Source organism: Candidatus Methylomicrobium oryzae (assembly GCF_016745425.1).
Classification (GTDB): Bacteria; Pseudomonadota; Gammaproteobacteria; order Methylococcales; family Methylomonadaceae; genus Methylomicrobium; species Methylomicrobium oryzae.
Window position 1 is genome coordinate 326918 of record NZ_JAERVK010000003.1, and the last position, 13452, is coordinate 340369.

The 13452-nt window shown below is 55.7% G+C and carries 14 protein-coding genes; 9 read left to right on the forward strand and 5 right to left on the reverse strand.

The window, feature by feature from the left end:
• The first annotated feature begins 40 nt into the window (after positions 1-40).
• Genes JJL52_RS05000 through JJL52_RS05025 form a run of 6 tightly spaced genes read left to right on the forward strand, consistent with a single transcriptional unit; the run spans position 41 to position 4184 of the window.
• Complete coding sequence (locus JJL52_RS05000; protein ID WP_202051294.1) at positions 41-427, forward strand: DUF4845 domain-containing protein; 387 nt, start codon at positions 41-43, stop codon at positions 425-427.
• On the forward strand, positions 424-1107 hold the full coding sequence (gene rnc / locus JJL52_RS05005; protein ID WP_202051295.1) for a ribonuclease III: 684 nt from the start codon (positions 424-426) through the stop codon (positions 1105-1107). The genes JJL52_RS05000 and rnc overlap by 4 nt, the downstream gene beginning before the upstream one ends.
• Positions 1104-1985 carry a GTPase Era gene (gene era, locus JJL52_RS05010; protein WP_202051296.1) on the forward strand — a complete coding sequence of 294 codons (882 nt, stop codon included), beginning with the start codon at positions 1104-1106 and terminating at the stop codon, positions 1983-1985. The genes rnc and era overlap by 4 nt, the downstream gene beginning before the upstream one ends.
• Positions 1978-2685 (forward strand): DNA repair protein RecO, encoded by a 708-nt coding sequence (gene recO, locus JJL52_RS05015; RefSeq protein ID WP_202051297.1) that lies wholly within the window; start codon positions 1978-1980, stop codon positions 2683-2685. Before era ends, recO begins: the two co-directional genes overlap by 8 nt.
• Positions 2686-2688: 3 nt before the next feature.
• Positions 2689-3435: a pyridoxine 5'-phosphate synthase gene (gene pdxJ / locus JJL52_RS05020; RefSeq protein WP_202051298.1), complete on the forward strand. Its 747-nt coding sequence runs from the start codon at positions 2689-2691 to the stop codon at positions 3433-3435.
• Positions 3436-3443: 8 nt separating this feature from the next.
• The gene (locus JJL52_RS05025) at positions 3444-4184 is read left to right on the forward strand and encodes a PP2C family protein-serine/threonine phosphatase (protein WP_202051299.1); all 741 of its coding nucleotides are present in this window, start codon (positions 3444-3446) and stop codon (positions 4182-4184) included.
• Between the two features lie 327 nt (positions 4185-4511).
• Here the strand turns inward: JJL52_RS05025 and JJL52_RS05030 are convergent, their stop codons facing one another.
• The 4 genes from JJL52_RS05030 to JJL52_RS21520 form a co-directional block, all read right to left on the reverse strand.
• Entirely contained in the window at positions 4512-5474 is a 963-nt protein-coding gene (locus JJL52_RS05030) for a sigma-54 interaction domain-containing protein (protein WP_202051300.1), read from the reverse strand.
• A gap of 14 nt (positions 5475-5488) precedes the next feature.
• Complete coding sequence (locus JJL52_RS05035; protein WP_202051323.1) at positions 5489-6217, reverse strand: sulfite exporter TauE/SafE family protein; 729 nt, start codon at positions 6215-6217, stop codon at positions 5489-5491.
• A 59-nt stretch (positions 6218-6276) separates the two neighbouring features.
• Positions 6277-7002 (reverse strand): orotidine-5'-phosphate decarboxylase, encoded by a 726-nt coding sequence (gene pyrF / locus JJL52_RS05040; RefSeq protein ID WP_202051301.1) that lies wholly within the window; start codon positions 7000-7002, stop codon positions 6277-6279.
• 412 nt (positions 7003-7414) lie between these two features.
• Positions 7415-7993, reverse strand: a complete 579-nt coding sequence (locus tag JJL52_RS21520) for a hypothetical protein (protein ID WP_202051302.1) — start codon at positions 7991-7993, stop codon at positions 7415-7417.
• 492 nt (positions 7994-8485) lie between these two features.
• Between JJL52_RS21520 and trkA the strand changes: the two genes are divergently transcribed.
• Positions 8486-9862, forward strand: a complete 1377-nt coding sequence (gene trkA / locus JJL52_RS05050) for a Trk system potassium transporter TrkA (protein WP_202051303.1) — start codon at positions 8486-8488, stop codon at positions 9860-9862.
• 135 nt (positions 9863-9997) lie between these two features.
• Positions 9998-11449, forward strand: coding sequence for a TrkH family potassium uptake protein (locus JJL52_RS05055; RefSeq protein ID WP_202051304.1), 1452 nt, complete (start codon positions 9998-10000; stop codon positions 11447-11449).
• A gap of 14 nt (positions 11450-11463) precedes the next feature.
• Here the strand turns inward: JJL52_RS05055 and xseA are convergent, their stop codons facing one another.
• Positions 11464-12816 carry an exodeoxyribonuclease VII large subunit gene (gene xseA / locus JJL52_RS05060; protein ID WP_202051324.1) on the reverse strand — a complete coding sequence of 451 codons (1353 nt, stop codon included), beginning with the start codon at positions 12814-12816 and terminating at the stop codon, positions 11464-11466.
• Between the two features lie 92 nt (positions 12817-12908).
• On the opposite strand from xseA, the gene JJL52_RS05065 reads away from it, so the two are divergent.
• Positions 12909-13298 carry a hypothetical protein gene (locus tag JJL52_RS05065; RefSeq protein WP_202051305.1) on the forward strand — a complete coding sequence of 130 codons (390 nt, stop codon included), beginning with the start codon at positions 12909-12911 and terminating at the stop codon, positions 13296-13298.
• Positions 13299-13452: the final 154 nt, after the last annotated feature.

Consider the following 13452-nt stretch of genomic DNA (forward strand, 5'->3'; position numbering starts at 1 on the left):
TAGACTTAGTGGATTCATTCATTATCCATCCGGAGTCGTTATGCAAACATTGCCGAAACATCAGCGGGGGCTTACGTTTATTTCGTTGTGCGTTCTGCTCTTTATTTTCGGGTTTTTCGTATTTTTGATTTTGAAGATCGGGCCGATTTATCTGGATCACAACAAGGTCGCCAGCGCCTTGTCCGCGTTGAAGGGGGATCCCGAATTTCCGGAGATGAGCGAATCAGAAATCCGGAGCAGTCTCAGTAAGCGTTTCAATATCGGTTATGTCGATTTCATTGAACCGGAGGATATTAAAATCAGTAAAAGCAGCAACTATGTGAAGGTCGAGATCGAATATGAGGTTGTCGAGTCGATGGCCTACAATCTCAGCGTATTGGTCGAATTTCACGACATGATAGAAGCCGGCGGGGACAGTGACGTGTGATCAGGGATCCGAAGATTTTATCCCGTAATCTGGGATTGGCATTCAATAATCCCGAGCTCTTTTCGACCGCGCTGACGCATCGCAGCGCCGGCGCGAAAAATAACGAACGCCTGGAATTTTTGGGCGATTCGATTCTGGGGTTCGTCATTGCGGAGATTTTGTACGATAAATTTTCCGAGGCGCCCGAAGGCGTGCTGAGCCGGCTCCGGGCCAATCTGGTCAATCAGGCTTCGCTGGCCGAGCTGGCGCGCGCGCACCGGTTCGGCGATTATCTGCTGCTGGGATCCGGCGAGTTGAAAAGCGGCGGCTTCCGGCGCGAGTCGATTCTGTCCGATGCGCTGGAGGCGGTGATCGGCGCCTTGTTTCTCGACCAGGGCATCGAAGCCTGCAAGCAATGGATCAGTCAGTTGTTTCAGGAAAAACTGCAGGCTCTGACACTGGACAATTGGCAGAAAGATCCGAAGACGCAACTGCAGGAACTGATGCAGTCCAAACGAGTGGAACTGCCCGAATATACGCTGCTGACCATGTCCGGTTTGCCGCATGAGCAAACTTTTAAAGTCAAATGCACGATTCCGCTGCTCAAGGATGCCAGTATCGGTACCGGGGTGTCGAGAAAACGGGCTGAACAGGCGGCAGCCGAAAAAATGCTGCAATTGCTGGAGAAAACAGGTCAATGAAATGCGGTTTCGCAGCCCTGATCGGGCGCCCGAATGTCGGCAAGTCGACATTGATGAATCATCTGCTGAAACAAAAGATCAGCATCACCTCGCGTAAGCCGCAAACGACCCGGCACCGGATCGTCGGGATCAATACGACCGAGGCCGGACAGGTCGTTTATCTCGATACGCCCGGTATGCACCAAAGCGACAAGCGTGCCTTGAACCGCTATCTGAACCGGGCCGCCGATACCGCGCTGCTCGGCGTCGACGTGGTGGTCTGGCTGATCGACGGCCTGTCTTTTCATGAGTATGACGAGATAATTTTCAAAAAACTTGAGCAGGCAGGTTTGCCGGTTATTTTGGCGGTCAATAAGGTCGACCGGATCAAGGACAAGGAACAGATCCTGGCGTTTTTTGCCGAGGCGCAGCATCGTTTTCCGTTCAAGCATCTGGTGCCGATTTCGGCGCTCAAAAACACCCATCTCGAAGAGCTCGAAAAAGCGATCTTCGAACTGCTGCCCGAAGGCGGGCTGATCTATCCCGAAGACCAGATTACCGACCGTCCCGAGCGCTTTTTGTGCGCCGAAATCATCCGCGAAAAACTGACGCGCCGACTCGGCGACGAATTGCCGTATGCGTTGACCGTCGAAATCGAGCTGTTTCAGGAACAGCCCGGTATCACCAAGATTTATGCGGTGATCTGGGTCGAGCGGCAGGCGCAGAAAACGATCGTGATCGGCAAGGACGGCGAGATGCTGAAAAAAGTCGGCACCGATGCACGGCTGGATATCGAAAAGTTGCTCGATCGGAAGGTCTATATGCAATTGTGGGTGAAGGTCAAAAAGGGCTGGTCCGACAACGAGCGTACCTTGCAGAGCCTCGGCTTTAATGACTGAAAATCGGGTTTTCCTGCAGCCTGCCTATATCCTCCAGCAGCGGGACTACCGCGAATCCAGCCTTATCGTCGAAGCGTTTACCCGGGATTTCGGACGCCTTTCGCTGCTGGCGAAAGGCGTCCGGAAGGCCAAATCGAAATCGCAGGGTCTCTTGCAGCCCTTTATCCCGTTGCGGCTGAGCTATCTCGGCAAAGCGGAATTAAAGACCCTGACCGATGTCGAACTGGCGGAGCCGTTTCAGCCGCTGACCGGGTTGGCGTTGTACTGCGGTTTCTACCTGAACGAATTGATCGAAGCTTTTTTGCACAAGGACGATCCGCACCCCGAACTGTTTGCCGATTATTGCCAATGTCTGGCCGATTTGCGGCAGGGCGGCCCGCTCGAAGCGGTGCTGCGAAACTTCGAACTCAATCTGATCGAGAAATCCGGCTACGGATTGCAGCTTGCGTATGATATGCAGCACGGTAAGCCGGTCGATCCGTCGAAAAAATACCACCTCGGCGCCGAACTGAGTCCGGTCGAAGCTACCGAGGGAATTTATACCGGAAAAAGCTTGCTGGCGATTCAGGCCCGGAATTTCGGCGATCCGGATGTGCTGGCGGAGGCGAAATCCTTGCTGAGGCATGTATTGGATCAGTTGCTGCACGGGAAACCGCTGAACAGCCGCAAGGTTCTCAACGAAATCATCAAACGTTTGTAATTCATGGACAGCAGAGAAATTTTATTAGGCGTCAATATCGATCATGTGGCTACCGTCCGGCAGGCGCGCGGCACAGTGTATCCGGAGCCCGTTCAGGCGGCCCTGGCGGCCGAGCAGGCCGGTGCGGACAGCATCACCGCGCATCTGCGCGAAGATCGCCGGCACATTCAGGATCGCGACCTGTTTTTACTGAAGGAAATGATCCAGACCCGGCTGAACATGGAGATGGCGGTGACCGAAGAGATGGTCGGCATCGCGGAAAAGCTCAAGCCGGCCGCCTGCTGTCTGGTGCCGGAAAAACGTGAGGAATTGACGACCGAAGGCGGATTGGACGTGGCGGGCAATCTGCTTCACGTCGCCTCGGCCTGCGCTAGGCTGGTGGCCGTTGGGGTGGAAGTGTCCCTGTTCATCGATCCGGAAGCGGCGCAGGTCGAAGCCGCGGTCAAGGCTGGTGCGCCGGTCGTCGAACTGCACACCGGCCGTTATGCGGAAGCGCCGACTCCAGCCGCTCGCGCCCGGGAGCTGGAACGCATCCGGACAGCCGCGCGGCTGGCAGATCGTGCCGGCTTGCAGGTCAACGCAGGACATGGGCTGAATTACCATAATGTCCAGGCTATCTGCCGGATTCCCGAAATCGTCGAATTGAATATCGGTCACTCGATCGTTGCCCGAGCATTGTTCAGCGGCTTTGCGCAGGCGGTGGGGGATTTGAAACGGTTGATGATTCAAAGCCGATTATCCGGCCGTTAAAGCAGCGCATGAAGCTGGTCCATCACCAATTGACTTCCCCGGGAGACCGGGAGATCAACCAGGACTGTATGGCTTACCGGATCGGCCGCGACTTTGCCGTGTTTGTCGTCGCCGATGGTCTGGGCGGACATTATGCCGGGGAAAAAGCTTCGCGTTTCTTTTGCCACGGACTGATCAAGAACACGCAGTTCTTTGCGGATTTGATGCGCGAGAAACCGGCGGTCACCATGTCGCTGTGGGCGGATGCGGCGGTCGAAGAAATGCGGCAGCTGTCGGCGCATGATTCGGAGGCTCTTCAGGCGCACACCACCTGTGCGATTCTTTATCTCGACAAAGCGTACGTATTAACCGCGCATTGCGGCGATTCGAGGGTGTACAGGCTGAATTCGCAGGGGATCGTCTGGCGAACGCGGGATCATTCGGTTCTGCAGGGGCTCTTGGAAGAAGGCAAAATCACCGAAGCCGAAATGGGCGGCCATCCGGAGCAGAATTGCCTGTTGCGCAGCATCAACGTCGCGAAGGGGCATGAAGTCGAGATCAATGTCTATCCGGCTCCGCAAGCGGGAGAAACCTTTGTTCTCTGCAGTGACGGATTTTGGGAAAATGTGAAAACTCAGGAACTGGTTCAGCTGGCACAGCCCCAAGCCGAACTGGATGACTTGGGAAAAATAGCCAAACTCTCGCTCTTGCGCGCAAGCGGCAAGAGCGACAATATTACTGTGCAGTGGGTTCGCTGTCTGGCGACGTGAAGGACGCGAAGGCGATTGCAGGCTACGTTTGCAGGATTTGGTCGATCATTACTTCCCCGCCGAGTGCTCGCTCATCGTAAGCCCGTCCTCCTGCCTAGCTTGAGTTGTCAGCCGCTGCGGTAGGGTACGCTGTGCGTACCATTGAAGTGAAAAGGTACGCACAGCGTACCCTACATGCAAACTAAGGGGAGGGGGAAGAGCGTATTTGCCCCATTGTCGCCGTCCGAGATAGCACAACATGGAGGGACGATCGGACGCCCTTGTCTTAGCCGGTTTGCGGATGGTTTATTTTAATAATGGGATTGGAGAGCTTTCCCGGGCGCATTTCTACTGCGCGGCGAAGCCGTGTTTGCGCATCCGGTAAAGCAGCGTATCCCGGGAAAGACCCAGCAATCGCGCCGACTGGCTGCGGTTGCCATGAGTCCGATTCAAGGCCTGATAGATCAGGTCGGCTTCCAGTGTGTCCAATTGCACGCCGCCTTCAGGAAGTTTGAAGCCGGTTTCGAGCTTGCGTTCTTCCTCCGCGCCGCGGGTAAATTCGAACGGCAGGTTCTCGGGTTCGATGGTTCTGCCCGCCAGTAAAATGCACAGCCGTTCGCACAAATTGCGCAATTCCCGGATGTTGCCCGGCCACGGATAAGTCTTCAGGATTTTGAGCGAATGCCGGCTGAATTTGGGGGCGTCGATTGAATGCGTTTTCGAGAATACGTCCAGGAAGTGGTTGATCAGCAGTCCGATGTCTTCGGAACGCTGGGCGAGGGACGGCAGTTCCAGCGGTACCACATTCAGGCGGAAATACAAATCCTGCCGGAATTCGCCGGCGGCGATTTGCTGGACGAGGTCGCTGTTGGTCGCGGCGATCACGCGCACGTTGACTTTATAGGGCTTCGTGTCGCCGACTGCGAGGCATTCGCCCGAATCCAGAAAGCGCAGCAACTTTGCCTGGATCGAAACCGGCAACGAGTTGATTTCGTCCAGAAACAGGGTACCGCCGTCGGCGGCCTGGAACAGGCCCTGCTGGTTCGCAATCGCGCCGGTGAAAGCGCCTTTTTTGTGGCCGAACAATTCGGATTCGATCAGGGTCTCGGGCAGTGCGGCGCAGTTCAGCGTAATGAACGGCTTGTGCGCGCGCGGACTGGCTTTTTGCAGGGCACTCGCCAATACTTCCTTGCCGGTGCCGGTTTCGCCCTTAATCAAGATCGTGACATCGGTCATGGCGGCGATGCCGGCGCTGCGCAACAACGATTCCAATGCGGGGGATTGACCAATGATCGAGCTAAAAGGGTTCATAAGTGGATCCTCTCTCAATGAATTGCGGAATGCGCCGTGTAAGCCATCGGATTCAGCCACGGCAGGGCGGCGAACAAAGCGAGCGCAACCATGATCAGGCCTGCAACCTGCTTGAAATAGCGCCATCTGGATAACCGCACCAATGATCCTGTCATTATACCGATACCCATTACAGCCGGTAAAGTGCCGAGTCCGAAAAAAAACATCGTCAGCATGCTGTGCGGGATACTGCCGGCGGTTGCGGCCAAGGCCAGCGCCGCATAGACTAGGCCGCACGGCAACCAGCCCCAGACTATCCCGAACAGGAAGGCGTGCCAGCGGTTTTTGACCGGGATCAGTTTGCGCCCGTAAGGTTCGATCAGCTTCCACAACCGCAGGCCGGCTTTTTCGATATAGGCGAAACGCGGAAACCAGCCGGCAATATAAAGGCCGGAGCCGGTCATGATCACCGCGGAAACGATTTGCAGCAGCCGGTACCCCTGTATGCGTCCGACCGAATGCAAAATCAACAGATCGATCATGCCGGCCAGGGCGCCGGCCAGTGCATAGCTTAGGATGCGCCCGGCATTGTAGTTGAAGACGTAAGGAATCAGCGAGGATTTTTTGGCGCGGATTTCGGAGCTCAAGCTGAGCGTCAGCGTACCGATAATCGATCCGCACATCCCGATGCAATGGACGCTGCTGAATAGCCCCATCAAAAACGCGACCGGATAGGATGTCGAAAAAGCGGGGTCAAACACCATCATTTCCCCGCATTAACGCGCGGTCGGGCAAAGGATTTAAGAGCAACAGAAACACCGGCTCAACGGAATTGATCGCGAATCTGTCCCTGAATTTTTTCGGCCATCGCTTTCGGGTCGGCGGCGTCGCGTATCGGCCGGCCCACCACGATATAATCGGCGCCATTCCGGAAGGCGGTTTCGACGGTCGCCACCCGTTTTTGATCGTCTTCTTCGCGGTTCTCGACCGGCCGTATCCCCGGCGTGACGACCAAAAGGCGCTGGCCCAGCTCCTCGCGCAGCATCGGCGCTTCGAGTCCCGACGAAACGACGCCGTCGCAGCCGTGCTGCAAGGCGCGCCGAGCGCGCGAGAGCACCAGCTCGCGCACGTCGCACTGGAAACCGAGGTCGTTCAGGTCGCCGCGGTCCAGGCTGGTTAGCGCGGTGACCGCCAAAACTTTCAAGGGGCCCTTATCCTTGGCGGCCGCTTCCATGATCGCATCGTTACCGTGAATCGTTGCGAAATCGACGCCTTTGCTGCTCAGCGCCTTGATCGCACGTCCCACCGTCGCAGGCACGTCGAAAAATTTCAGATCGACGAAGACTTTTTTATTGCGCTGTTTCAGCCATTCGATGAAGCCGAAATAATCGCCCGACATAAACAATTCCATCCCCACCTTGTAAAACACGACACTGTCGCCGAGCATTTCGACCAAAGTGCGTGCTTGTTCGAAGCCGGGCACATCCAGGGCCATGATCAGGCGTTCTTCATTCGGGATGGGCTTTATGGACAGAAAGGAATCGTTCATCGGGCAGGGCAATCGGGTTGAATAGGATAAAAAACTAAAAAATTCGCCATATCATACCATGCCCTCGGAATAGAGTGAGATGTACGGAATGACTCACCGCCGGCAAAAGCGCAAACGGTACAGTGAAGCGGGTGTTTCGGCCCTTAGGATTTGGCTCCGAATAATTTCCCGAGATCGGTAGACTACGGATAGGCTGAAATAAACGCTCAAGTCCCCCTTTGAAAAAGGGGGATCGAGGGGGATTTATATTTTGATAAATCTCCCCTAACCCCTCGGTAACTGCTTCCTGCGTTACTCTACCTCCTGCATCCATGCAGTCGTCTTTTTCAAAGAGGGGGACTGAACATATACGCGCTGAAAAGCTACGCAATGCGAACAGATGAAAACCGGGAAGTTATACCCGTTCAAATCGTTACTTGACCAGATTCCATTTTCCGGTTTTCGGGTCGAGGCAAGCCGTGCGCTTTTCGCGGATCTTTTTCCCGTCCGGCAGCGTAACGGTTTCTTCCAGATTCTGGCATTTTTGTTGGGTTTGCGGATTCAGGCTGAGCTGGCCGATCGGGTTGATCGCAACTTGACTTCCGGTTTGCGGGTTCAGCCATTGCTGCGACTGGTTGATATTGCCCGTTTGCAATAATCCGCCCAATTGTTGGAGGCGGAAGTTCTGGTCGACAGGAGCAAGCTGCGAGCCGATTTGTCCGTTGAAAACGCTGCCGGCCATGCCCTGGATAATGGCTGCAATAACCGCCCCCGAAAGCGAGCCGAGCCCAGACTGTGCGCCGGTATTCGGATAGCCGCCGTAAGGATTTCCTCCATACGGGTTGCCTCCGTACGGATATCCCTGATTGGGGTATCCGGGAGCCGGGTAGCCCTGCGCAGGATAGCCGCCGGGATAGCCGGCATTGTTGCCGAGGCCGCCCCCCATGCATCCCGTGATCAAAGCGGCAGAGGCGAGTGAGGCAATTTGTCCGAATCGATAAAGTTTATTCATAGTTACTCAATGAAATTGTTGTGAAAAAATTGGCTGGGGATGATATTCAAAAAGCCTTTCCCGGTCCACTACAGACGACTCATATCATCGCAGTTTATTTTCAGGGATGAAAGCCGGTTCCAATTGTCTGAACGGTGCATATCGAGCTGGCGTTATTATCTGGCTTCAAACTTAATGCTTCCTGAACCATGGGATTGAACCTGCCGTACGGGTGCCGTTAACGAGAATGGCTCCCCATAAGCCGGCCAGTAGCTGGCTGCCCTATGGAATCCGCATGGGCTACTGAAGTTAACGGCTTTAATGATGTGCTTTATCGCGGCGTGCATTCAGCCCTATTTTAACAGGCGATTGATTCGTATCGGTAAATCTTCCGGCTCCCGCGGCGGCGCTTGGCTTGCCGTTGAGGTAGGTGCATAATTTTAATGAAATATTCAGCACGATATTTATAATATCGCGCCAATTTAATTCGATTGGTTCATTAATAATTCGATTATGAAAATCCTCATTCTCGGAGCGGGCGTAACCGGCTCGTCGGTCGCCGAGGCTTTGGCAAGCGAAGAAAACGATATCATGGTGATCGACTTCAAGCCCGAGCTCCTGGATTCCTTGAAGCAGCGCTTCGATATTGCGACGGTGAGCGGCAATGCGGCGCATCCGAGCGTACTCGAACAGGCCGGCGTGCATAATACCGACATGGTGATCGCGGTAACGGATAGCGACGAAACCAACATGCTGGCCTGCCTGATCATCAACGCGCTGTACAGCCGCCCGAAAACGATCGCCCGGGTGCGCGCGATCGATTACATGAAAAACCCGAATTTATTCAGCCCGGCCGGCATTCCGATCGACATCGTGATCAGCCCCGAGCAGATCGTGATGGAGTCGATCCGCAATTTGATCGAGTTTCCCGGCGTGCTGCACATTTCCGATTTCGCGGGAGGGTTGGTGCGGCTGTTTTCGGTCAAAGTGGTGCCGAACGGCTTTTTGACCGGTAAAAAGATCCGCGCGTTCAAGGAGCATTTATCCGATGCCAAAATCCGCATCGTCGCCATCTTCCGGGACGGCAAGCCTCTGGTCGTGAACGGCGACGCGACGATCGAAACCGGCGACGAGATTTTTCTGGTCGCGCCGCGCGAGCAGGTCCGGCACGTCCTGAAGTCGCTGCATAAACTGGAAGCGCCGCTGAAGCGGATCATCATCGCCGGCGGCGGGCATGTCGGCAAGCGGCTGGCGCTGGCGCTGCAGAACGACCATCAGGTCAAGATCATCGAACTCAACCCGAAACGGGCGAATAAGATCGCCAACGAGCTCGAAAAAACGGTAGTGTTGCATGGCGATTGCGCCGACGAAACCTTGCTGATCGACGAATCGATCGGCAGTACCGACCTGTTTTGCGCAATCACCGAAAATGACGGAGTCAACATCATTTCCGCCTCGCTGGCGAAAAGCCTGGGCGTACGCAAGGCGATTTGCCTGCTCAACCATAAATCCTACACCAAGCTGCTGGCCGATACCGATATCGATGTCGCGGTGCTGCCGAATCAGGAAACGCTGGGCAGTATTCTAAAGCATGTGCGCCGCGGCGATGTGGTGCAGGTGCGTTCATTATGCGGCGGCAGCGCCGAAGCGATCGAGGCGATCGCGCATTACAGCGGCGACAGCGATCCGAACTCGGTAGTCGGACGGCGCGTGGACAGCATCCATTTTCCGGCCGGCATCGTGATGGGCGCCCTGATACGGAACGGCGAAGTCATTCCGATCCATCACGACGTGATCTTCGAGGAAGGCGACCATGTGGTCATGTTCGCAATGGACAAAAAGCTGGTCAGCAATATCGAAAAAATCTTTCAGCCATTGCATAAGGTCTGATAAAGCGGGAACCATGGACGATTTTCGCGGCCTTTGCCCGCTCTTATCCCATTCGAAATTTTCTCTCCCGAGCCTTTTCGGTATTTCTTCAACCGGTTTGGAGGGATGGCTTAGCCATTCCGCACGGTCAACGCTATGATTTTGACGATTTTCCATATCTTCGGCTTGGTCACGATGGGTTTCAGCGGCCTGATGGCGACCTGTCTGATGACATCGTATTTCGCCGACGACGGCGCGACATCGGCTTTTTTTCGAGGGACAATCATTACTTTGTTGGCTGGCGCCTTGCTGTTTTTCCCGACGCTTCGGATTCCCAAGAAAGTCTCGCGGCAGACCGGTTTTTTGCTGGTCGCGATCACCTGGTCGCTTACACCGATCTTCTGCACGCTGCCGCTCTTATATTATTTCCCAGGCATGGGCTTTATCGATGCGTATTTCGAAGTGGCTTCGGGCCTTACGACCACCGGCGCGACCCTGTTGTCGGGCCTGGACCAACTGCCGATGTCGATCAATCTGTGGCGGCATGAGCTGAACTGGATCGCCGGGATGGGCATCATCATTTTCGCGGTGGCGATCTTGCCGATTTTGGGCATCGGCGGCATGCAGCTCTATATCGCCGAAACGCCGGGTTCGGTCAAGGAATCGGATTTGCCGCCGCGGATCGCACAGGCCGCGAAAGCGCTGTGGATGGTCTATGCGGGCATTTCGGTCGCGTGCATATTGGCTTTGAAGCTGGCCGGAATGGATTGGTTCGACGCGATCTGCCATGCGTTCGCGGCGATGAGTCTCGGCGGTTTTTCGACGCACGATCAGAACGTCGGTTTTTTTAACTCGTTGCCGATCGAGATTGTGCTGACCATCTTTCAATTGATTGCCGCGATCAACTTTGCGACCCACTTTATCGCGATACGTAAACTTTCGTTCAAGCCTTATGCGGTCGATATGGAGGCGCGCGCCTTTTTGACGCTGGTGCTCGGGAGTTGTGCGGTATCGGCGGCGGTACTGTGGCAGGCAGGGACTTATAGCGATTATTGGACGGCGTTGCGCCATGCGACCTTCAATTTGGTTACGATCGCCACCGATTGCGGCTTTGCGACTCAGGATTTCAACCAATGGCCGATTTTCGTGCCGATGTGGATGCTGTTCCTCAGTTGCCTCTCGGCCTCGTCCGGGTCCACCGGCGGCGGTATCCGGATGATCCGCACGATTATCCTGTTGAAACAGGCGCGCCTGGAGCTGTTCAAATTCATCCACCCACAGGCGATCCGGCCATTGAAAATCGGCGACCAAGTGATCAACAATGCGATCGTGACCTCGGTGACCGGTTTCATTTTCATGTACTTCATGTGCGTTGTGATCCTGGTGTTCACGCTGCTCCTGAGCGGAATGGATTTTATCAGTGCGCTGTCCGCGGTGATCGCCTGCTTCAACAACGCGGGCCCCGGCTTGAACCAAGTGGGCCCTGCGACCAATTATGCCAGCCTGACCGATTTCCAGACCGCCGTGTGCAGCTTTGCAATGCTGCTCGGGCGCGTACAGATCTTCTCGATCATCATCCTGTTTTTGCCCGAATTCTGGAAAAAATAAGAGCGGCCTGATTTTTAGCCGTTCAATATGTCCACGACTTCGCTGACGAATCGGCCGTCGGCAAGCCGCGTTTGAATCCTGTCGCCTGCAGCAAGCTGCCGGGTGGAGCGGACGAGACGGCCGCTTTTCGTCTCGGTTACCAGCGCATAGCCCCGGCTCAGGGTCGCGAGCGGGCTGACTGCATGCAAAGTCTGGCTGGTGTTCGCCAGTTTGAGCCGGTTCTGTTCCAGCTTGTTTTGCATCGCGCGCTGCAGGCGCTGGCCCAGATACTGTTGCCGCTGCTGTTGGCTGCGCAGCCGGGCGGCCGGATTAAACTGCCATAATTTGGCGTTCGCGGCGGCAAGCTGATGAAGGTGTTGCTGCTGCTTGCGCAGCATTCCCTGCGTCAGGCGCAACGCCAGTTCGTCCAACCGCTGCGCGTTGCGCCTGAGTTTTTGTCCGGGATGCTGCTGCTTTAAGCGTTTGCCGAGCCATTCCAGGCGTTGATGCGTGCCTGTCAGTTTGCGCTGCAGGAATTGTTCGAGGCGTTTGTCCAATTGCATGAAAGCGTTCAGCCACTGCTGCCGGTCCGGCGTGGCATGTTCGGCGGCTGCGCTCGGGGTTGCGGCGCGCAGGTCGGCCGCGAAGTCGGCGATCGTCACATCCGTTTCGTGGCCGATTCCGGAAATGACCGGAATCGAGCTCGCGGCAATCGCGCGCGCGACGATTTCTTCATTGAAGGCCTGCAAGTCTTCGAGCGATCCGCCGCCGCGCGCGACGATCAGCACATCGCAGTCCGCGTGCCGGTTGGCGATATCGATCGCCGCGGCCACTTCGAGTTTGGCATTGGCGCCTTGGACCGAGGCCGGATAGATGATTACCGGAATGGCCGGAAAGCGGCGTTTCAGTACGCTGAGAATGTCGCGAAGCGCGGCGCCGGTGGGCGAGGTGACGATGCCGATTGCCCGCGGCAGGCGCGGGAGGCTTTTTTTGCGGGACGGATCGAACAGCCCTTCTTCGGACAGTTTCCAGCACAAGGCTTCGAAAGCCCGCCGCAGGGCGCCGTCGCCCGCCGCCTCCAGGCGTTCGACGATTAATTGGTAATCGCCGCGCGGTTCGTACAGGCTGACCTCGGCCCTGACGATCACCTTCATTCCGTTGACGGGCTTGCAGCGCAGCCCGCGCTGCTGATTTTTGAATAGCGCGCACCGCACCTGCGCGCCCGCATCTTTCAACGAGAAATACAGGTGGCCGGACGATGGAGCGCTGAGATTGGAGATTTCGCCTTCGACCCAGACCATCAAAAAATGTTCGCCAAGCGCAAGCGCGGCTGCGCGGTTCAGTTCCGAGACGGTATAAATTCGGGGTTGTAAGGGGATCGCGTTCATTGCACGGCATTCTATCATTTTTAAAATCGTTCAGTTCGGGTTCAACTTGCCGGGATTAATCTGTTGCCGTCATCGACAAATAGAGACAGATCATGAAAATTATCAAAATTTTGGCGTTGCTGGGCGGCTTATTCCTGATCGGCAACGCCGAGGCGCATTACGATTCGCATTACCGTGATTACCGCGACGGCTCGGGATTTCACGGCCATCGGGGAGGCGCTAGAATCAACACAGAACAGTGGCGGCAGCGTCAGCGTATCGAAGGCGGACTGACAAGAGGACAGTTAACGCCTTACGAATATGCCCAGCTGGCACGTCAGCAGCGGCATATCGAGCGGGTCGAACGCCGCTTCAAGCAGGATGGCCGTCTGGACTGGCGGGAGCGGCAGATACTGAAGGAAAAGCTCACGCGGGCTTCGGAAGATATCCGCTATTTCAAGCATAACGACCGCTATTACGGGGGCAATCGTTTTTACCGCTAAGGGTTTCGCCAAAAACAACTTTCCCCCTTTGAAAAAGGGAAACTTCGTCAAAAACACCTCCCCCTTTGAAAAAGGGGGATCGAGGGGGATTTATTTAAAAAAATCTCCCCTAACCCCTCGGCAATCGCTCCTGCATTGCCCTACCTCCTGCATC